Below are 21,237 nucleotides of genomic sequence, written 5' to 3'. Positions count from 1 at the left end.
TATGACATTTTTAAAAAAAGTTAAACACTTTATTAAAGCAACTGCACATTTATTCATCGCTGCCGGGAAAGGGTTTATGGAAGACAGTGTAATGAAATTGAGTGCAGCCCTCGCTTATTATACCATTTTCTCCCTTACCCCACTTATCATCATTGTCATTTCGGCTGCCAGTTTATTTTTGGGCGATGTCCCAGATTCTGACAGCACAAAACTCAACCCAAAGAAAGAACTCTTCTCAGAAATCACTGAACTCGTTGGTCCAGAAGCCACAGCCCAGATCCAAACTTTTGTAACCAATGCCAACACCACTGGAAAAAGCACCCTCGGGCTAATCATTGGTATCATTACATTGGTAATTGGTGCCACAGCCATCTTTATTGAAATTCAAGATAGCATCAACCTGATTTGGAAGGTAAAGGCTGTCCCGAAAAAAGGATGGAAAAAGTTCCTCATCAACAGGCTCCTATCTTTCTCTTTAATTGTCTCTTTAGGTTTCCTACTGCTCGTCTCTCTGGTTATCAACAGTATTGTAGTTGCCATCGGTGATAAACTCGGCTACATCATCTCCTCCAGCAAAATCGCCAAATACCTACCTATTGTTGATGATACAACCACCTTATTAATCAACACATTAAACAATGCGTTAACGCTAGCTGCAGTAACAGCTGTGTTTACCATTATTTTTAAGGTTTTACCCGATGTAAAACTAAAATGGAAACCTGCAATTATAGGTGCCTTGTTTACTGCATTGCTGTTTAGTTTAGGTAAGTATTTAATAGGGATCTATATCGTAGAAGGCAACCCAGGTTCTGCATTTGGGGCGGCAAGTTCATTAATTGTAATCTTACTTTGGGTTTATTATACAGCCATCATTCTTTACTTCGGTGCCGAATTTACACAAGCTTATGCCGAGCGTTATGCAAAAGGGATTACACCGAGTAAATATGCAGTACATACTAAGATTGTCGTGGTTGAAAAAGATGTCGACACCTTACCCCCGCAGCATCCGGAAGACACTAAAATATAAGGTTATATATATTTACTGATCTTATCGATGAGTTCCTGTTCAAGAAATGGTTTTAAGACAAGATCATTCATTCCAGCTTTTAAATAGGCATCTCTATCTTCCTGTAGTACATGGGCCGTTATCCCCAAAATTGGAATTCTAGATTTGCCGAAGTCGCCATTGTATCTTACCTCATGGGTAAGCTCTACGCCCCCCATTATTGGCATTTGAATATCAGTAAGAATGAGGTCGTAATTGTTCTTTTTAAACAACTCCAATGCTTCTTTACCGTCATAAGCGCAATCAAAGCCCATCTCCCATTTTTTCAGCACAGTTTGGGCAAGCAACACATTCATCTTATTATCGTCTACCAATAAAATATTCTTGCCTGTCAACTTTTTGCTAATCGGCACCTCTTCAGCCTTTACAACCTTTACTTCCTTCACCTTAGTGATCTCGTAAGGAATTTCAAAACTGAATATAGAGCCTTTGCCAAGAACGCTACTTACGTCAATTTTACCCCCTTGCAGCTCTACTATTTTTTTACAAATAGCAAGGCCTAAGCCCGTCCCCTGCTTAGTGGTAGAGTATACTTGTGCAAATTCATCAAAAATAAACTCCAAATCCTCCGCCGCAATCCCAATCCCTGTATCCTCAACATGGACTTTTAATACCCCATGTTTTTTGCCATGCATAACTAAATTAACTTTTAGGGTTACCTTACCACTTGCCGTAAACTTAATGGCATTAGTTAGCAGATTCATCACCAACTGCTTTAACCGCAAACGATCACCCAACAAGCAAACATCTTTTTCGATAGACACTTTATCCTCCAATAGAAGATTCTTATTGACAGCAAGCACATTCATACCGTTAAACACTTCCATGATCTCATTTTCCGGATGGAAAGGCTCATTTTCAAGATTTATCTTTCCAACTTCATATTTAGAAAAGTCAAGAATCTCATTTACAAGTGCCAGCAACATCTCCGATGAATTACGGATGGCATCAACCTGATCGATTTGCTCGTTGGTAAGCTCACTTTTACTTAGCTGTTCTGAGAAACCAACTACCGAATTGAGCGGAGTTCGTATTTCGTGACTCATATTGGCTAGAAAACGACTTTTTGAATGGGAATCTTGTGAGGCACGTTTGCCTAACATAATGAGCACCTTTTCGTTTTTATAAAGTTTAATAATGTTATATAGAATGATGATCACCAAACTAACCAATAACAATACATTGATCATCGATATCCAATCCAGCTGCTTAATTTCTTCGAGAAGCTCCTCACTAAGCAAATTCCTGGTATCCATAATATAACCAATTTCTTCCTTTTTGAAGGTCTGCAAAATAGAAATGATCTCCGATACCAGTTTACTATTTAACATCAGGATCGCCTTTTCATCACTCTTTAACTTGTTGGCATTGGCATACAATTTCTTATAATAGTCTTCTATCCTTTTAAGCTGCTCCTTATTAAAACTTCTTACATCTTGATTTACGACTGTATTTTTCTCCGTTTTAATAATGGTAAGAGAAGTGTCCTTTTTCTTATTCTTCCCAGCAAAGGCCGCTGCAAGTCGTCCAAAGAATTTTTTTTCAGGAAGGGGCTGATGTCTAATCGTATCAAAGCTAGTGACTGTTTTAAACTGCTTCTTTGCTGCCGGAAGTTCAATTTTATCGGCGACCTCCCTTTCAACAAGGCCTAACTGCGAAAACCCAATTACCAAACTGTCTGTAAGTTTTCTCAGTTTTAAATAGCTTTCAGTCTTTAACTTCTTCTGTTTAATCAGTCGGTTAAAATCAGGAGTTAACACATTATCATCAACATTGATATTGAGTTCCGTCAAAAAGGTAGATACTTTTTGAATCTGCAAAGAGAATTTCTTAATGTACTCCCTATCGGCTGTTACCGCATACAAACGTGAGTTATTCTCGGCTTGGTACAATGTATAAATACAACTGTCTACTTTCGAATAATCTTCCTTAATCTTTACCAGTTCAGCAATATTGCGCTTCAGCGCATTCATTTTGCTGAATCTCAGATATAAAAAAAATGCAAAAAGGAATAAAATCAGTATTAAAAATACAGTTAGATAATAGCGTATTGGCGATCTTTTTGTGGCACTAAGAGGCATAAAGTTTTTAATTTACCACAGCCAAGCTGCAGAACTAGTAAACTATTCTATCAAAGGGGATCGATCAGAATACAAGTATAAATCAAAAAATTTACAATTCGCCTATTAGGACCTTAAAAATTAAGCCAGCTCTGCTGCGTCTTCAATCCCGTCTGTATCAACAGGATCAGCTATTATTGCCATATCATCTACCTCATCTTTCTCTATTCTTAGATTTCTGATGATATGCTGTTGTCTATCGGGTGTATTTTTACCCATATAGTACTCCAACAAACTTTTTATGGTTTGATCTTTAAGAATCACTGGGTCCAGCCTAATATCTTTACCGATAAACAATCCAAACTCATCTGGAGAGATCTCGCCCAAACCTTTAAATCGTGTGATTTCTGGCTTATTACCTAGTTTCAATATGGCTTTTTTGCGCTCGTCATCACTGTAACAGTAAATGGTTTCTTTTTTGTTACGCACTCTAAATAAAGGCGTTTGCAAAATATACACATGTCCTGAACGAACCAAATCCGGGAAAAACTGCAAAAAGAAGGTCATCATTAGCAACCTGATGTGCATACCATCCACATCGGCATCGGTAGCAATTACAATATTGTTATAATGCAAACCATCCAGTCCATCTTCAATATTTAAAGCATGTTGCAAAAGGTTAAATTCTTCGTTTTCGTAAACTACCTTTTTGGTCAGCTCATAGCAGTTTAAAGGCTTTCCTTTTAGACTGAAAACCGCCTGACAATCTACATCCCTTGATTTAGTGATAGAGCCCGAAGCCGAATCTCCCTCCGTAATAAACAAGGTCGTTTCATAGCGCTTATCATGGGTACTGTTAAAGTGAACCTTACAATCTCTTAGTTTTTTATTATGTAACGAAGCTTTCTTCGCCCTGTCGTTTGCCAGTTTTTTTATACCAGCAATATCCTTACGCTCGCGTTCAGATTGTAGGATTCTTTTCAACAAAGCGTCAGCTACATCAGAATGTTTATGCAGATAATCATCCAGTTCTTTCTTAACAAAATCGTTGATAAAAGTTCTTACCGATGGCCCATCTGGCCCCATATTTTGTGAACCCAGTTTGGTTTTAGTTTGCGATTCGAATACAGGCTCCTGCACGCGCACCGAAATCGCGGCAATGATAGATGACCTGATATCTGAAGCATCATACTCTTTTTTATAAAACTCACGAATAGTTTTTACCACAGCCTCTCTAAAAGCAGCCTGGTGTGTACCACCCTGTGTGGTATGCTGACCATTTACGAAAGAGTGGTAATCTTCACCATATTGCTGACCGTGAGTCATCGCAATCTCAATATCATTCCCTATAAGGTGAATAATTGGGTAACGTATACTTTCTACATCTGCATGTTTATGCAACAGATCGTAAAGCCCTCTTTCAGAAAAATACTTTTGCCCATTAAAGTTAATGGTTAAACCAGCATTTAGGAACACATAATTCCAGATCATGCTTTCTACAAAATCTGTAATGTAATGGTAGTTTCTAAAAATGGTTTCATCAGGGTAAAAAGTAATGGCAGTACCGTTACGCTGTGTAGTATCTATGATGTCATTTTCTAAGACAATCTCGCCTTTAGAAAATTCTACTTTTTTTGTTTTGTTATCACGGTAAGATTGCACCATAAAGTTTGTAGACAATGCGTTTACTGCCTTGGTACCTACTCCATTCAATCCTACTGATTTTTGAAAGGCCTTACTATCATACTTACCACCGGTATTAATTTTAGAGACACAATCAATTACTTTACCCAATGGAATACCTCGTCCATAATCGCGAACATTTACCTTCTGGTCGGAAACAGTAATTTCTATAGTACGGCCAGATCCCATTACAAATTCATCAATAGAATTGTCGACAATCTCTTTCAGCAATACATAAATGCCATCGTCCTGAGCTGATCCATCGCCTAGTTTTCCAATGTACATACCGGGACGTAATCTAATGTGTTCCTTCCAGTCGAGGGAGCGTATACTATCTTCGTTATAATTCGGTTCTGCCATGATGTAATTGAGTAGTTTACAAATTTAAGCGAATATGCATGTGAATCAACCATAAAATTTCAACAAATGCACATTTATCGTGTAAAAGTACCCCATAAGTAAAAGCCGAAAGTTATGTGTACCTTTGCAGCGAAACAAGAATCTTTTGTTTCTATATATTTTACATTAAAATAAAAAAACATTGTTATTCAACGAATTAAATCTGATTGAGCCTATTTTAAATGCGCTGCAAACAGAAGGTTATACACAACCTACCCCAATACAAGAACAATCCATTCCATCTATATTACAAGGCAGAGATTTATTAGGCTGCGCGCAAACAGGAACAGGTAAAACTGCTGCTTTTGCTATACCTATGCTGCAATTGTTAAGTAAACCACACACCAACACGAAGGTTCATAAAGCCATCAAGGCTTTGATATTAACACCAACTCGTGAGCTTGCCATTCAAATTGAAGAGAGTTTTAAAGCCTATGGCAGAAACCTTCCGTTAAAACATTTGGTAATCTTTGGCGGTGTTGGACAAAAAGCACAAACTGATGCACTGCACAGAGGTGTAGACATTTTGGTGGCTACCCCAGGGAGATTATTAGATCTAATGAACCAGGGCTTTGTAAATTTACGTGACATAGAAATCTTTGTATTAGATGAAGCAGATAGAATGCTCGACATGGGCTTTATCCATGACGTGAAGAAAGTAATTGCCAAATTGCCAGCTAAGAGACAAACACTATTTTTCTCGGCTACTATGCCTAAAGAAATACAGACGTTGGCAAATACCATTCTTACTGATCCAATTAAAGTAGAAGTAACGCCAGTATCCTCTACTGCCGAAAAGATTCAACAACAAATTTTCTTTGTAGAGAAGAATGATAAAAAAGGCTTGTTACTGCATATCCTAAAAGATAAAACTATAGAAACAGCTTTGGTATTTGCTCGTACTAAACATGGATCAGACCGTATTGTTAAGGATCTGATTAAGGTTGGTATAAAAGCAGAAGCCATACATGGAAATAAATCACAAAATGCCAGACAACGGGCATTGACTAATTTCAAAGCGAAAACTACGAGAATTTTAGTAGCTACAGACATCGCTGCCCGTGGTATTGATGTGGATGAGCTGGCCCACGTAATCAATTACGAATTGCCTAACATTCCAGAAACTTATGTACACCGTATTGGCCGTACTGGCCGTGCAGGATTAAGCGGTACTGCTTTTTCATTCTGTGATCCAGAAGAAAAGGAATTCTTAGATGATATTGAAAAATTGATTGGTTTAAAGATTCCGGTATCGGAAGACCATCCTTATGCGATGAGTTGGCAAAGCCTAATGTCGGGTGCCGCAGCAGCAAAGTCGAAAGGAAAAGTAAAACCTTCAAGAGGCGCACGCCCTGAAAGAGGTGCTCGTCCGGAAAGAACCGAACGTCAACCTAACTTAAGTGGTGCCAAGAAAACTCCTAATGGTGGCGGAAACAGACGCTGGTCAAAATAATTAGCATCTAATCTTCTAAAGAGAAACAAAAAACCGCACATGAAAATGTGCGGTTTTTATTTATGTACGCCTTTTGCATTAATCTCATCAAGATAACCATGAAAGCGTTCCTTCTATAACAACTATAAATTCATATAGTTTCATTAAAATAGTCTGTCATATTGTTGAGCTTACAAATTGCTTTTAACGATTCGATCCCTTTGTACCTCAACTGCCTCACCCGCTCAGAAGTTAAACCTATTTTAAAACCAATATCTTCATGAGCCAATTCGGGAAAATTATCAAGACCATAACAATACTTTAAAACCAGCTTCTGTTTTTCAGGTAAGGTATCTATAGCTCTGATCAGATCTTTTGTCAAAGAATCTTTAAACAACTGTGCGCTGGGACAGGTAGAATTTTGATTGATCAAAGTATCCAGAAGTGTCGATTCAGTATGTGGACCTGTTTGCATATCAACGGATACCGATATCCCACCATGATATAAAACATCTGCAATTTTTTCTTCAGTTGACTTAAGAGCATCTGCAAGTTCTGTTAGTGTCGGCTCCCGTTCTAACATTTGCTCCAGTTTAATTGAAGCTTTCGAAACCCTACTCATATCATAAATCTGATTACCGGACAACCTTACAGTCCGCTTTTGCTCTGTTATCGCCTGAAGAATACATTGCCTAATCCAATACACTGCAAAAGAGATAAATTTAAACCCTTTGGTATGATCAAACCGTTTCGCAGCTCTTATTAAACCTATGTTTCCTTCACTAATCAAATCAGCAAGATTTAATCCATTATTTTGATATTGTTTTGCTACTGAAACCACAAAACGAAGATTTGTTTTGATCAGTTTTTCCAAGGCAATCTGGTCTCCGTTTTTAACCTTTATTGCCAAATTCACCTCTTCAGCCTTTTCAAGCAGGTCAATCTGAGCGATTTCCATAAGATACCTGGAAACACTATCGTCATTACGATTTGTTATACTTTGCGCTATTTTTAATGGTCTCATATCAAATCTGCCCGCTTTTATTTACCCTTAATCATAGCAAATCTATAAAGCGACTTCAACAATAACCCGACCTCAGCAATATTCGGTTGACAACGCATTTTTGACAATAAAAACCAATACAATATTTTGTAGAGGAACTCAAAAACGTGTTCAACAAAATATAATTTTAAGCCATCATTCCTTCAATTCGATTCAAGCACTTCATTCCAGATAAAATATTACTTAATTATCATTAGTAAAAACAAAATCACTCCTAAAACTATTATGAACTTATATGGAGTGTTCCGTCTAAACCTGAAGAGCTTCTGAACCACTAAAAACAAATTAATTTAACTATGAAAAACACGATGAACAAAATGATTGCTGCCTTAATGGTACTCTGTGTACTGACGGCCGCCTTAACTGGTTGCAAAAGCAAACCAAAAGATGCAGATCTAAAAGCCGCCATTGAAACCGCAATACAAGCAAATACAATGGCCTCCGGTGTTACAGTATCAGTTGAAAAAGGAGTTGCCACACTTAGTGGACAAGTTACTGATGAAACAAGCAAACAAACATTAGACAAAACAACTGCCAGTGTTATGGGGGTAAAATCTGTTGTAAACAACATTACAGTTGCCGCTCCTCCAGCAGGTCCTGTTGTGGTTGCTGCAGATGATGCCTTGACCACAGCGGTTAAAGATGCGACCAAAGACTTCCCTACTGTAGTTGCAACCGTTTCTGATGGAGTAGTTACCTTAAAAGGTGAAATTCAAAAAGCGAATCTTCAAAAGCTGATAATGACATTACAGGCTTTAAAACCTAAAAAAGTAGACAACAGTCAATTGGTAATCAAATAAATAAAAAGGAATAAAATGGCCTTACAAGAAAAATATAAAGAACTAATAGACACTGCAAATACTGCTGGTGTAAGTGGTTTAAATGTACGCGAGCAAGATGGCGTATTGTATATCGATGGTTCGACCAACGGCACGGTAAAACAACAGCTGTGGGATACCTATGAACGACTTGATCCAAATTATGCATCAGGAGACCTCGTCATGAACATCAACAGCGTAGCGGGTGTTACAGAAGGCACTAAGCTTAAAGTAACCACCAATAGCTCTAACCTCAACATCCGTAAAGGACCAAGTACCAATGATGACATCGTGGGAAAAGCTGCCAGAAATGAAGTAATAACATTGGTCAGCAAAGCCAACGATCAATGGTGGCAAGTTAAAACAGATCAAGGAGAAGAAGGATACGCTTACACTCAGTATCTAACTCCCCTGGCCTAGTACAAAACTTAGATACCAAAAAACAGTATCCACACAAAAAATAACGCATAAAATATTGTGCATAAAAAAACGAGGGTTCCATAACAGAACCCTCGTTTTTTTTCCAACAAATTCAGTGTCTGGAAGAGGACCTAGGAATAATTGCCTTCTTCAGGCATTTGTTCCAGTCCGAAAACAGATCACTTAATTTGTCTTTCTTATTTTGATAATCCGCATCCAGTGCATCACTTTCATCAACGGATAAGTCGGATCAAACTCAAACCATCGCGAAGCAAAGTTTGGGCTATTCGGTTTTTTATGATGGTTATTCTGAAATAGCTCCCCTAGCATTAAAAAATCAAGTGGCAAAGAGTTTTTACTATGGTCATTGTTATCATGATTAGCATAACCATACTTATGACCGCACCAGTTTACAATTGCACCGTGAAGTGGACCCATTAAAAAGTGGATTGGCAACAATAAAAACATCCACCATGCAGTAGCAAAAGTTACATAGAACCACACATAAAAACCAATAAAAACAAAACGTGTAATCCAGGAATCACCAATTTTATCAACAATTGGCCAAGATGGGTAATTGTCTCTAAACTGCTCTTCAGGTTCAACGTTATATTTCGCGTAATTCAAATAAATATTCTTGGTCTGGATCATCATCCCCCACACATCTTTTACAAAATGCGGAGAGTGCGGGTCTTTTTCTGTATCACTGAAAGCATGGTGCATCCGGTGTAATATCGCGTAAGCGCGAGGATTTAAAAAAGATGAGCCTTGTGATAAAAACGTAATCAGATAAAAAAACTTCTCCCAAAAAGGATTCATTTTAAACATTTTATGCGAAGCGTAGCGATGTAAAAAGAACGTTTGAGAAAAAAGGGAAAGAAACCAATGTAAAAGGAAAAAAGATAAAATAATCATATATAGTATTAACGGGTATTATGCGTATTTAGATGTGTTGCAAATAGAAATGACGTTGAGATGTCTTAACGTCCAAAATCATCCTGAACCCTAACAATATCATTCTCATCCGAAGGATTTGTAAGATCTGTATGTTGCCAAATTTCAGAAACAATCCCCCAGTCGTCCAAACCAATTAAACGGTGACGTTCACCTTGTTTTAATTTAATCGTTTGTCCAGGTGTTAACGATTTTACCTCGCCTTGTTCGTCTGTATCACTGGTGATTACGCCAACCGTGCCGTTTACCACTCTCCAGATTTCTGCACGGCGATGATGATATTGCCATGAAAGCCTGGTATTTGGGGCAACTATTAATATTTTTGGGCTAAGTTTACCTGATATTTTTAAATCATCAACATTTAATTTATCAAAATATACATTAGCAAACTGCTGTGCTTGTTCTTCATCAATTACAAAAAAACCACCCCAAGGACGGGTCTCATCACGATTAACAACATTAAAGCCTTCGATTTTTAAACGCTGTGCTACACTGTCGAATATTTCTTTTTTCTGATCTGACATATATCTCTGTTATTTATAATCACCAAAGATAATAATATCAATTAAATCGAAGGCCTATTAAGACAATCGGTCAATATCCAGTAAGTCAAGGTTTAAATCCACAATAAGGTCGTACAGCAAAGCTACATTCTTATCATCATCATCATAAAGTTTATGATCTAGTATATCTGAATATTGATTCAAAAACTCATCACTATCATAAAACTCATCTGGTAATTCTATTACGTTGCGTTTTAACTGGGCAGCACAATGGTGCAACAACCTGGCAATGGTAAAATAAACAGCATTCAGATTGACCAATAAATCGTTATAGGACTTATGTTCCCAATCCATGATATAAATGTAATAATTATCAGAAGCCAACTGATTATACTCCTCATTTTCCATCACCTCAAACTCATCCAGGTTATTGATCATGAAAAAGGTTTTAGAACACTCCACAACTTTATCTATGGATCGGAGTAGCAATTGCACCACCTCATCATCTACAGCCTCCAGCAATTCAAAATCTTCTGCCGCAATCGAATCTGGTTCAATGAGACCTTTCAAATCCGATAAATCCTTCTCATAGGCAATTAAAAAGCCGTACTTACAAAACTCACTAACAATGAAACTTAACACATGAGGCACGAGCCCCTTTATTTCATCTTCCAAATTCTTCCTTCCATTGACATATTAGATTTGAAGGTAATTACATCGGATGACTTTACAAAATCGAATAGCAGGCTTCATTTAATTACTTGACCGAATTTATTTTGATCAGGCAAAACAGAATGCTTCTTCTTTTTACAAAGCCTAAGCGCTCGTAAAGTTGAACTGCTCTTAAATTAGTGCTTAATACATGTAAAAAGGGAGTATTGCCCTGTGCGATCATATTTTTGCATACGACCGAAACCAAGTGGGCTGCAAAGCCTTTTCCAATATGATCGGGCTGGGTACAAACTGCGCTCACCTCGCTCAGACCTGTCATTTTAAGTCTCTCACCAGCCATAGCCACCAACTTCCCTTCTATTCTGATCCCGTAATAGCTTCCAAGGTTTGCTGTATAATCCTTATAAAAACCGGGCTGAATACTGTTGATCAGTTCAAACATCGCTGGACCATCCTCCTCTCCCAGCTTCAAAACTTCAATGCTGTCATCTTGTTTCAGGGATATCAATTCGGAACAAACCATTTGGTCACATTCCAATTTTTTAAATACAGTCCATGTAGAAGGAATCTCAGGAAGATCTCCAATGATACAAACACCTTCGTTGGTTACTATATCTCCCAACGTATCCAATGGCTCAGTCGCATTGGGATCAAAAGCTACGAAAGGTAAAACATTCGCCGGATACCTTTTAGCGGTATTTGAGCCCAACGCAAAGTGTTTGTGCGTGCTGGTTAAAGCACTCCAGGTAGGATTATCTAGCTGTATCATTTTGAAATCTTTTATAATAGGACCTTTCTTCCAATGTCTTTTCTATCGCTTCAAGCGTTTGCAACAACTGGTGCTGCTGCACAAAAAGCTGTTCATTTAAAGTGTTAATCTTCTCCCAGACCTTTTTAAAAGCGGGAAGACTTTTTTTCCCTTTAGCAGAAAGCTGCAGCATTCTTTTTCTGCTATCGCCAGGAGCACTCGCAGATTCGATGTATCCCTTTTTTTCCAACTCTTTGGCTAAATGTATAATCGCTGGATGTGTAAGGCTCAACTCTTCAGCAATATCCATTATCCCAATCTGTTTTCTTTTACTAATGAGATAGAAAAGTGTGAAATATTTGATCTCAAATTGCAATTCATGATCTTCATAAACCCTTGCTGCATCTTTAGACAAAGCGTCATAAAGCCGCCTCATTCTAGAACCAATAGCTAAAGCACCCAATTCATTGATAATATTCTGCGCCATATAGGTAAATACTTACGTAAATATTTACCAAATGTAAGAGATAAAGATTTAGCTTCCAAAAGAAAAATAAAACGGCTAGATGGATAGGTCAAAAGCCCTATCTATCTAGCCGTTTTATTGATCAGATCTAAAAATATCCAGGATAAACTTATTTTAAAGGTGCCATTCCAAACATTAGCACCAGCTTATTACCCTGATAAAGATTAAGCGTTTGGTCTGCAACATCGTATCTAAAGGTTTTATCACCTATCAATGTTAAAAACTCATGCTCTAACTTATTCAATTCCGGACTACAAGCCATCATCGTACCAGCCATCTGATTAAAAGTTAACGTGTCATCACTTTTCTTAAAGCCTCCAAAGAAAGAATTACAACCCGATTTTCCGCCAACACGTTTTTTCTCTCCATCAAATGTCATGTATACCGGAGATTCGCTCTGCGTCACACCATTCATCTGAATCAGCTTCCATTTGTGTTTCAATACAAAATCCCATGCAGTTGTAGTATTCTGTTTCATTCTCACTTTCTTTACCACCCTTTTTAGCTTATACTCATAAGCCGAAGCATCTGCAGGAACATTGGTTCTTTTGGTACGATTTACCAGAAGTACATAACGATAACCCGGCTTATATTTAAATCCAGAAATCTGGCTGTAAAACAGCTCCCAGTTCTTACTGGTCTTATATTTTACCTGCATACAGGTCATAGGTGCAACACCGGTACAACTGGCAAGATCTTCTTTAACTACTAACCTAATCTCATCAGCCTTGCTGATCATATTGCCCCCTATGATTAAAATAAGGGTTAAAACCAATTTTACTGCGATACTCTTGATCATGTTTCTTTTCATTTTATTTGTGTTATAACAGCAGGATGCAACAATTGTTCCGTTTCCATAACGACCAAAAAACAACAGATCTTTAAAGGAATGTCCTTAACTTTATAAAAAGAAAAAAATCATGGGAAAATATCAACAGGAATGGAAGCAAATGCTACAAAAAGATGAAACATTTGAAGACTGGAAAGTAAGGAGTAGCGGTGGTGATCTTTTGATCCGCGTTCCAGAAGAAACCGATATGGACATGTTAAAGGTGCAATTTTCGGATTTAATCTCTCCAATTGCACCTTTAATAAAATCGCCTAAAACCACCCTTAAATTTTATGTAGGGAATTCGGATGAGGCAGACTTCATTTTCACCTTAAACTAAGGCCTTATAGCGAACGGCCGCAAGCAGATAAGGGAATATTCCCTAAAATTTAGTCTGAGGCTTGATCGATTTTATAGCCTCTGCAACCTCTATTGGCAAATCAGATTCTAAAATATCTGCTCCTTGCACAAAAGTCTCTCTATAATTTTTTGCGCGTTCAGCAGCATCAGCTAGTTTATCATAAGTTGGTGCAGCCGAAATCATACACATTACTCCTTTAGCATGCAGCATATCAAACAATTCCTTATTCTCGGGCTTATTTTCCGGACCGATATAAGCAATCATATTTGACCATGGAATCCCGGCGGCTTCATATTCCTTAAACGCCTTTTTAGTTTTCACAAAAGCAGAAAGCATCCACTTAGGATTATAATCATAATAAAACTTGGCCTGTTCCGCGTTGTGTACCGTAAGCATGATGATGTCATTTTTACATTCCGTCAAAATCTTTGCTGTCACCTCCAAAGGCAAATCCTTTTTATCCAGGTTCACTATCGTTTTACCTTTGCTCCAAAGAATCACCTCTTTCAGCGTCGGAATTTTAGCCTCAGTCACATGGCCTTCAGGATCTTTTAACCTAAATCTCTGTAGTTCTGCATAAGTATAATCAGAAACTTTACCCGTACCATTAGTGGTTCTGTCCAATGTAGCATCGTGCATCAACACAGCCACACCATCCTTTGTTAAACGCGGATCTATCTCATAAAAAGCAGGCGTAAAACGTAAGGTGTTTTCAAAAGTCTCAATACTATTTTCAGGAAAGCCTTTGATCATGCCTCCTCTATGACCGCTAATAACAGGTATATTTTTGCCTTTGTACCTAAAAAATTCTTTCAGTTGCTTGGTGTTTTTAACATTTAGCGTGTGGAGTTTCTGAGCCGAAGCTATACAACTTACACCTAGAAGGCATAAGGTCAGCATCAATACAAGACCGTTATTTTTCAAAATTTTCATCATCATTTCTGGGGTACGGCTTTTTCATAAAAAAGGCTAATCACAAATATACATGATCAGCCTTTTTTATAAATTGAGATTAATCTATTTTACTAACAATTTGTTAATTCGATTAACAATATGATCAATGTCAAAAGGCTTACTGATATAATCATCAGCCCCAGCTCCTAGACTTTTATCTTTATTTTTGTCATCTGCAGACATTACTATAATGGGGATCTGTTTTGTAAAAATATCATTTTTCAGGTCCGCACAAATATCTGTACCATTACCATCAGGAATCATTACATCTAAAATAAACAAATCAGGAACAGAGTCTTTCAGTTTGCTTTTTAGGTCACTAAATGACGATGAAAGCTGAAGTTCATATCCCTCATCCTTCAATAAAACTCCAATAATATATCTGATATCTTCATCATCTTCAAGTACGTGCACCCTTTTAATCATAATTAACTTTGCTTTACGTTTAAATTCAATTTAATACATGCAACAATTTTGCCATAAATTAAATAAAGCTAAACTATCAGACAATATCATAATTTAACATAGCCAATTATATCATTACTTAGCTTTAATCCAATTGACGAGATCAGTAATCAGCTCTTCTGATACGCTTGAAGGGACACTATATTGATTCATTGATCCCTTTTCTGTCTGCCAACTCATTAAGTGATTAAGACTAGGGTACAGTTTCAACTCCACATTTTTCTTTTTACCAAGCGCAGCATTCCACAAATCATAATCGGTTGTCGATACCTGAAAATCATGACCTCCTTGAGCTATAAAAATGCGCTGTTTCAATTTCTTTGCGACTTCAACCTGATTATAATTATTAATATCAACCAAATAAGATGCTGGCAGAACTAAAACATTAGAATCCGGCTTCATTGCACCCAATTGAGTAATTCTGGTTTTATCAAGCATTTTAATCACACTATCGAGCTGTAATTTACCCGCCTGAGTGGTATCCTTAGAAAGTGCAAAGCCGTACTTATTTTGTTCCACCATTAAATCGGTCAATGATCTTGCAGGTGCAGCAAGTAACAAAACCCCATTTAAATCAGGTGCTAACATTGCCAACCTTGGAGCCAACATTCCACCCAAACTATGCCCTAATAAGTAAATTTGCTTTTTATCTACCTCCGGAATTGTTCTCGCCAAGGCAACCGCAGCCAATGCATCATCTAAAACCTCTTCCTTAACAGTAAAAGCACCACCAAAATCATTTGGATAAACCATTGTTCTTTTCACATAGCGGATGCTAGCAATGCCTTTGGCAGCCAAACCCGCTGCCAGGTCTTTAAATGGCTTATTTGGACCAATAGTTTCATCCATATCACTTGGACCAGAGCCATGCACCAACACCACAACCGGATAATTGGTCACATTTTTAGGAACAGTTAGTAATCCAACAAGATTATGATCTGCCGACTTGACATAGACCTCTTTCTCTTTATATAAAGTTGTATCAGCATAAGCAGGAGCTACGTAAGCAGCTGCTGTTGACTTAGGCTGAAGGAAAAAGCCTACTATCTTTTCAGTTTTATTATAAGCAATCATAAAATTCTGCGTATCGTTAGTAAACTTCCCTTCTACTATAACTGTGTAAAAGTCACCTTCAGTTTTACTATTTATGACCGATACAGCATCTAGCTTACCAAATCGTTCGCCTATTTTACCCCATAGCGACTTTAAATCATCCTGGGTCACCTTAGCTTGAAAGGTAGCATCAAAATTAGCATAAGCTTCAGTAAATTTATCTTCGGAGAACTGATTAAACAAATTTTGTGATTTGCCTATAAGGCTTAAAATACCTTGCGAAAATGATGCACTTGAAATTAAAAGGGCAAAAAACAAAAGAAATACTTTCTTCATATCAATGGTTTAAAGGTTTTTAGGTATAATTTTAAGGATGAACAATCGCCCAGCCTTGTTGCTGTCTGATGATGATCTCTCCATTGCCGCTAGGCACAAAGTTTATAAAATCGTATAGGGTATTTTTATCGATATTTCGTTCCTTAAGGGTATTTTCGCACTGCGCGAGTAACACTCCTCTTGCCTTTAGGTCTTTTAGCTTTTCTTGATACGGGCTATTTTTGTCATAAATGGTTACCCCATCTCCAAAAACAACAAATTCTAATTCTAATTTTCCTTTAAGTCGTGGATCTTCCAGTGCATTTTTAATATTGCGGAGGGTGCCATTGATCTTTTTTTCATCACCACTATTTAGCACATACAATGCCTTATAGTGCTTCAACGTAGCTTTTGCCCCAGTAAAAACTGGCTGTACTTGAGATTGAGCAGAAAAAGAGATGCCCAATAGCAAAAGGAAAGAAAAAATTACGGTGTATTGTCTCATGTATATTAAAAATTATAATGGCACAATATACCCGATTTTTTTATTTAAACACATCAAAACTATGCTGTGCATCGTTCCAAAATTCGTCCAATGCAATCATTCTTGGTTTAAAAAATGAGATCAATGCGGGCCAGTCTTCTTTTTTAAAGATGCTAACCCCTGGCAAGACTGTATAAATGCGGGTAATCTTTTTACCATACTCATCAACTGCCCCAAGTTCCCATTCCCACTCTTCCTGCACCTGAGCTTCAAACAACTTTTTAAACTCTTTAAATTGCTCGAATACCAATTCCTGCATACCTGCATCTGGGTGCGTGATCTCTATCCCTATTGTAGCCTGACGTTTATCAGCTTGCATTTTAAAGAACAGGTGTTTTATTCCTGTTTTATAGTTAATCCAATTGATTCTTAACCCTTCAGCTGATAGTTGCGGTGCAATATACTGTCCAAATGCGGTCCAGAATTCCTGTTTTAATTGTGATACTTGATCTTTTGAGTACAATTTGAATCGTATTGAAAATAGTTAAACTTCCCCAAACGTAGGTAATGGGGTATAAAGCCACAAAACTACGACTAGTTTAGAACTATTTTTTATAACTTTAAGATAACTTAAACCCAAACTATGCATTTATTTCAATTAATGGCTCTACTTCCCATCGTGTTTACACTGGTGGCAACCATTCTATTTTTCTTAATTCTAAACAGCTTTCGTAACACAGCAAAGGAAAAGAACCAAATTCTTAGAGAGATCCTCTCTGAATTAAAGTCACGCAAAGAATAAATCAAAACGATAATCCACTGACAACGTGGTCATATGATTCTATTACAGATTCCCAGAGCAGTTATTTCAATATTTAATTTGTAGGGTTTCTAAATTTAATTACTTTTGCCCCACGCTGGTAATTGATTATCGGCAGTTTTAAGGGGGATTAGCTCATTTGGCTAGAGCGCTTCGCTGGCAGTGAAGAGGTGATCGGTTCGAATCCGATATTCTCCACCAATAAAGCTTCAGAGCAATCTGAAGCTTTATTATTTAGAACGATATAAATGGGGGGATACCAGAGTGGCCAAATGGGACAGACTGTAACTCTGTTGTCGCAAGACTTCGAAGGTTCGAATCCTTCTCCCCCCACTTCTAAAGCTTTTCCACATAAAAGCCAATTACCAACAACTACACCTTTACAATTTCAATTTTAGTCAACCCCCGATCACCTAATAAGAACACGCAATCAAAGCTATAGGAAGTCATACCTTCATTTTTTAGAAATGTGACAATCCTTGGTTTAAAAGCAATAAATAAGGATGTGCAGTAAAGTTCAAAATTATTAAGAATGAATTTTCGCTGATACTCTTCAGTAAAACCATTGAAATCAAAGATGAGCCTATTGCTTTCTGTCAGGACAATCAATTTATTATGACGACTTATTGCCTTACTCATATATTTATTGGCGGTTACAAAGGCAGCTGCAAACCGGTTAAATGAAATTACTTGCTCTTCATTCAAAATCATAATACTAACAAATTTAGCGAAACAATTTATAACAGCTGAAATTGGCGTACAACCAATTCTGCATAAGATCCGTTGAAAAACATTTACCAGGAATTAATGCAGAAGCGTTATCGGATAATTTAAGTCCATAGGATTATGGCACCAATTGTAAGCTGCATTAGTTTTTGGCAAAAGAGATTGAAGCTTATAAAGCTTGAGGCAGAAAAAAGCCTTAAAAAAGAACACCCAGAAGCGCTAATAGCACTTCTGGGTGTAGTATGGCCTCAATATGTAATGTATCGAAATTAATCAGCAAGTGTCCAATGATTTGAAGCTTAAACACCTACTTAACCAAACTGTCGCAAAGATACACTTTTTACACAAAAAAACAGCATCCTCGCTAAAAGTATATTTACAAATACACTTAAAACTCTATCCTATAATTAATTGTGGGAATAATTCCACTCCATTTTTGTGGTTCTATAACCCGTTTACTCGAATTATAGAACATCCCAACCGTATTTTCACGGTTCAAAAGATTCTGAATATCAATAATAATCAAATGACTTACGCTCTTACTATTGATACGATAACTGGCAGAAAAATCAACCCTTACATAAGGATCAGCAGTTAAAGTATTAATTTTGTTCTGATCTATGACTTCTTCATCCAACCTAAAAGACTCTTCAACCAGAATTGGAGAATACCTTCTGCCACCGGCATAAATCAATTTTGCATTCAACCCGAAAATATTGTTCTTTTTTTTGCCTGCTATCCATTCTTTTCCTGCCAAAAGATTACCTACGCATCGAGTATTGAAGGACGTATTAAATTCTTTACCACTCAAAGCTTTAAATTTCGAATCGAATAATGAAGTTGTGGCAATGAAATAATAACCTTTACTCAGGGATTTTTCAAGTAAAAACTCGACACCATAGTTTTTACCAGTCCCCTTATTGACAAGCTGACGGTAAGCGGAAGAACTGATGGCGGAATTATCTGAGACATTGAGCAATGAAAAATTCACAGTTGGATCTACTGACACCGGCACATCATACAAATGCTGATAATACAATTCTGTTTTAAATTTCAGGTTTCCACCAAATAGCTTTTCGTATCCCAATACAGCTTGCGCAGACTTTGTAGGCGTAAGCGGTTTAACAGGCTCAGCTCTTCCAGATGATGCTCCACTTTTAGCAAAATAGTAGGAAAGCGGTTCAAGACGGCTATACAAACCTGTTCCGAAAGATAGCAGCTGATCCGGAGACAGTTGATACTTTAAACCTAATCTGGGCTCAAAACTCCAACTCTTGCTTAAGTTAAAATAATTGATATGCAGTCCCGTGTTTAAGGTTAGTTTACTGTTTAATTCGGCTTTATGTTGCACAAATCCATCGTAACTACTGGTATTACCTTGTTGATTAATCAACTCTTTTAATGCATTAAGTTGTGTATCATGAGTTAATGCATACAAGTCATATTTTAAAAAACTAGCATTTACACCTGCCCTGATCGTATTTGAACCGTTGATCTTATAATTTAGGCTTCCCGCATACCGAATCGCCGTATTGGTATACTGATCTTTATAATCGAGACTAGGCTGATAGTTTTTAGTGAGCGTGTCGGTAGTATTAGCGCTTCGACTAACAGAAACAGAAACGATATTATTAAAATAAAGTTTGTTGTTGGCAATATAAAGGTGCTTCAAGCCTGCACTTCCAGCATTAAAACTCAAATTTTGATTCGAGCCGTCATACCGTTCTTCCCATTTTGTATAATCGTGGTCTGCCACTTTATCGATCTTACCCAAGCCACCAATTCCAAACAAGGAGAAAGTACCTGCCTTTTTTGTAGGGAATACAAAATTGAAAGACAAATCCTGATATTTTGGCGTACCCGCATCCGAAACTTCAACTCCCACCTTTTCCAGTAAACTCAAGGAAGAATAACGGTAACTAACCAAATATGAGGCAGTCCCACCCTTTTTAAATGGACCTTCCAAAGTAGCCCCAGCTCCTAATACTCCAATATTAAAGGCATATTCTCTCTTGTCTGTATTTCCCTTTCTAAACTTTAAGTCAAAAACACCAGAAATCGCATTACCATATTCTGCCGCTAAACCTCCTGTATAAAAGTCAGAGGTACTTAAAACGGTGGTATTGATCATACTCACTCCACCTCCAGAGGCCCCTTCACTACCAAAATGATTCGGATTTACAATTTCTATTCCTTCTAATCGCCATTGTAAACTTTTTGGAGAATTCCCTCTTACGATGATTTCGTTATCATCGCCGCCGGCAACAACGCCTGGAAAGCTTTGAGCCATTCTTGCTGGGTCAAAAAATGCACCAGCATAACGATTCGTTTCCTCAGGAGAAAAGGAACGTCCACTAACCAGTGCCATTTGGTTTAATGGCTTTTTACCTGAATTCGCATTTACGACGACTTCGTTCAGGTTATTGCTTTGCGGCTCCATCTCCAGATTCAGTATATTTTCTTTGCCACTGGTAATCAATAGTTCGGCAAGAACTACTTGTTGGTAACCGGTTATACTGGCCTGTAATACCTGACGACCTAAAGGCACACCAATTAAACGGAATACACCATTCTGATCTGTACTAGACACCTTAACAGATGGATTTGAGGTTAACCTTATCGTAACACCAGCTAATGGTAACCTGCTGCCCTTGTCTAACACGGTACCTTTGATGGTTTCGGTTAATATTTTACTATTTAAAGTTGTTGAATCTTTGTGCTGAGCCACAACATGTAAACTTTGCATCAGAAAAGCAACGAAGAGAATGGGGGAAAATTTCATATTCATTATGAGTTGGTTTCCCCTTATGACACCGAGTTTAAAGTTTACCCCTATGTCGACCAAAAATTTAATCAACAACTCTTCACCCAACGGAATAAGCTTTA

21 protein-coding genes and 2 tRNA genes are annotated in these 21,237 nt (G+C 37.5%); 7 read left to right on the top strand and 16 right to left on the bottom strand.

Annotated elements, in window-relative coordinates; translation table 11 throughout:
* Nucleotide 1: 1 nt before the first annotated feature.
* On the top strand, nt 2-1,027 hold the full coding sequence (locus FBD94_RS00630) for a YihY/virulence factor BrkB family protein (RefSeq protein ID WP_136878722.1): 1,026 nt from the start codon (nt 2-4) through the stop codon (nt 1,025-1,027).
* Nucleotides 1,028-1,029: 2 nt separating this feature from the next.
* Here FBD94_RS00630 and FBD94_RS00625 read toward each other — a convergent pair whose 3' ends face one another.
* The gene (locus FBD94_RS00625) at nt 1,030-3,039 is read right to left on the bottom strand and encodes an ATP-binding protein (RefSeq protein WP_169472177.1); all 2,010 of its coding nucleotides are present in this window, start codon (nt 3,037-3,039) and stop codon (nt 1,030-1,032) included.
* 228 nt (nt 3,040-3,267) lie between these two features.
* Entirely contained in the window at nt 3,268-5,169 is a 1,902-nt protein-coding gene (locus FBD94_RS00620; protein ID WP_131607359.1) for a DNA topoisomerase IV subunit B, read from the bottom strand.
* Nucleotides 5,170-5,350: 181 nt separating this feature from the next.
* On the opposite strand from FBD94_RS00620, the gene FBD94_RS00615 reads away from it, so the two are divergent.
* A complete protein-coding gene (locus FBD94_RS00615) occupies nt 5,351-6,661 on the top strand; it encodes a DEAD/DEAH box helicase (RefSeq protein WP_131607358.1) in 1,311 nt (436 codons plus the stop codon).
* A gap of 130 nt (nt 6,662-6,791) precedes the next feature.
* Here FBD94_RS00615 and FBD94_RS00610 read toward each other — a convergent pair whose 3' ends face one another.
* Complete coding sequence (locus tag FBD94_RS00610; RefSeq protein ID WP_136878720.1) at nt 6,792-7,664, bottom strand: sigma-70 family RNA polymerase sigma factor; 873 nt, start codon at nt 7,662-7,664, stop codon at nt 6,792-6,794.
* A gap of 335 nt (nt 7,665-7,999) precedes the next feature.
* Here FBD94_RS00610 and FBD94_RS00605 point away from each other — a divergent pair, with 335 nt between their 5' ends.
* Both FBD94_RS00605 and FBD94_RS00600 read left to right on the top strand, forming a co-directional pair.
* Nucleotides 8,000-8,503: a BON domain-containing protein gene (locus FBD94_RS00605; protein WP_136878719.1), complete on the top strand. Its 504-nt coding sequence runs from the start codon at nt 8,000-8,002 to the stop codon at nt 8,501-8,503.
* A gap of 15 nt (nt 8,504-8,518) precedes the next feature.
* Complete coding sequence (locus tag FBD94_RS00600) at nt 8,519-8,941, top strand: SH3 domain-containing protein (RefSeq protein ID WP_131607355.1); 423 nt, start codon at nt 8,519-8,521, stop codon at nt 8,939-8,941.
* 183 nt (nt 8,942-9,124) lie between these two features.
* Here FBD94_RS00600 and FBD94_RS00595 read toward each other — a convergent pair whose 3' ends face one another.
* The 6 genes from FBD94_RS00595 to FBD94_RS00570 form a co-directional block, all read right to left on the bottom strand.
* A complete protein-coding gene (locus FBD94_RS00595) occupies nt 9,125-9,856 on the bottom strand; it encodes an acyl-CoA desaturase (RefSeq protein ID WP_136878718.1) in 732 nt (243 codons plus the stop codon).
* Between the two features lie 65 nt (nt 9,857-9,921).
* Entirely contained in the window at nt 9,922-10,419 is a 498-nt protein-coding gene (locus FBD94_RS00590) for a cupin domain-containing protein (RefSeq protein WP_131607353.1), read from the bottom strand.
* Between the two features lie 57 nt (nt 10,420-10,476).
* Nucleotides 10,477-11,073, bottom strand: coding sequence for a hypothetical protein (locus tag FBD94_RS00585; RefSeq protein WP_131607352.1), 597 nt, complete (start codon nt 11,071-11,073; stop codon nt 10,477-10,479).
* Between the two features lie 82 nt (nt 11,074-11,155).
* Complete coding sequence (locus FBD94_RS00580) at nt 11,156-11,839, bottom strand: GNAT family N-acetyltransferase (protein WP_131607351.1); 684 nt, start codon at nt 11,837-11,839, stop codon at nt 11,156-11,158.
* Nucleotides 11,823-12,305, bottom strand: a complete 483-nt coding sequence (locus FBD94_RS00575; RefSeq protein WP_136878717.1) for a MarR family winged helix-turn-helix transcriptional regulator — start codon at nt 12,303-12,305, stop codon at nt 11,823-11,825. The genes FBD94_RS00580 and FBD94_RS00575 overlap by 17 nt, the downstream gene beginning before the upstream one ends.
* A 148-nt stretch (nt 12,306-12,453) precedes the next feature.
* Nucleotides 12,454-13,155: a DUF4377 domain-containing protein gene (locus FBD94_RS00570; RefSeq protein ID WP_136878716.1), complete on the bottom strand. Its 702-nt coding sequence runs from the start codon at nt 13,153-13,155 to the stop codon at nt 12,454-12,456.
* A gap of 109 nt (nt 13,156-13,264) precedes the next feature.
* Between FBD94_RS00570 and FBD94_RS00565 the strand changes: the two genes are divergently transcribed.
* Complete coding sequence (locus FBD94_RS00565; protein WP_131607347.1) at nt 13,265-13,513, top strand: hypothetical protein; 249 nt, start codon at nt 13,265-13,267, stop codon at nt 13,511-13,513.
* Between the two features lie 42 nt (nt 13,514-13,555).
* Here FBD94_RS00565 and FBD94_RS00560 read toward each other — a convergent pair whose 3' ends face one another.
* The 5 genes from FBD94_RS00560 to FBD94_RS00540 all read right to left on the bottom strand — a co-directional run bounded on the left by FBD94_RS00560 (nt 13,556) and on the right by FBD94_RS00540 (nt 17,328).
* Nucleotides 13,556-14,473: a glycerophosphodiester phosphodiesterase family protein gene (locus tag FBD94_RS00560; RefSeq protein WP_235884330.1), complete on the bottom strand. Its 918-nt coding sequence runs from the start codon at nt 14,471-14,473 to the stop codon at nt 13,556-13,558.
* A 78-nt stretch (nt 14,474-14,551) separates the two neighbouring features.
* Nucleotides 14,552-14,914, bottom strand: coding sequence for a response regulator transcription factor (locus FBD94_RS00555; RefSeq protein ID WP_131607345.1), 363 nt, complete (start codon nt 14,912-14,914; stop codon nt 14,552-14,554).
* Between the two features lie 114 nt (nt 14,915-15,028).
* Entirely contained in the window at nt 15,029-16,342 is a 1,314-nt protein-coding gene (locus FBD94_RS00550) for an alpha/beta fold hydrolase (protein ID WP_136878715.1), read from the bottom strand.
* 31 nt (nt 16,343-16,373) lie between these two features.
* Nucleotides 16,374-16,826 (bottom strand): DsrE family protein, encoded by a 453-nt coding sequence (locus FBD94_RS00545; RefSeq protein ID WP_136878714.1) that lies wholly within the window; start codon nt 16,824-16,826, stop codon nt 16,374-16,376.
* 40 nt (nt 16,827-16,866) lie between these two features.
* Nucleotides 16,867-17,328: a DUF4268 domain-containing protein gene (locus tag FBD94_RS00540; RefSeq protein ID WP_136878713.1), complete on the bottom strand. Its 462-nt coding sequence runs from the start codon at nt 17,326-17,328 to the stop codon at nt 16,867-16,869.
* A gap of 421 nt (nt 17,329-17,749) precedes the next feature.
* Between FBD94_RS00540 and FBD94_RS00535 the strand changes: the two genes are divergently transcribed.
* Together FBD94_RS00535 and FBD94_RS00530 are read left to right on the top strand one after the other, a co-directional pair.
* Nucleotides 17,750-17,826: transfer RNA gene (locus FBD94_RS00535), tRNA-Ala, on the top strand.
* 49 nt (nt 17,827-17,875) lie between these two features.
* Nucleotides 17,876-17,958, top strand: a tRNA-Tyr gene (locus FBD94_RS00530).
* Nucleotides 17,959-17,997: 39 nt separating this feature from the next.
* Here FBD94_RS00530 and FBD94_RS00525 read toward each other — a convergent pair.
* Together FBD94_RS00525 and FBD94_RS00520 are read right to left on the bottom strand one after the other, a co-directional pair.
* Entirely contained in the window at nt 17,998-18,336 is a 339-nt protein-coding gene (locus tag FBD94_RS00525; RefSeq protein ID WP_136878712.1) for a hypothetical protein, read from the bottom strand.
* A 403-nt stretch (nt 18,337-18,739) separates the two neighbouring features.
* Entirely contained in the window at nt 18,740-21,133 is a 2,394-nt protein-coding gene (locus FBD94_RS00520; protein ID WP_235884329.1) for a TonB-dependent receptor, read from the bottom strand.
* Between the last annotated feature and the right edge of the window lie 104 nt (nt 21,134-21,237).

Source organism: Pedobacter hiemivivus (assembly GCF_005144565.1).
GTDB classification, from domain to species: Bacteria; Bacteroidota; Bacteroidia; order Sphingobacteriales; family Sphingobacteriaceae; genus Pedobacter; species Pedobacter hiemivivus.
The sequence above is the reverse complement of the archived record's forward strand: the minus strand, read 5'-3'. Positions and strand labels throughout refer to the sequence as shown.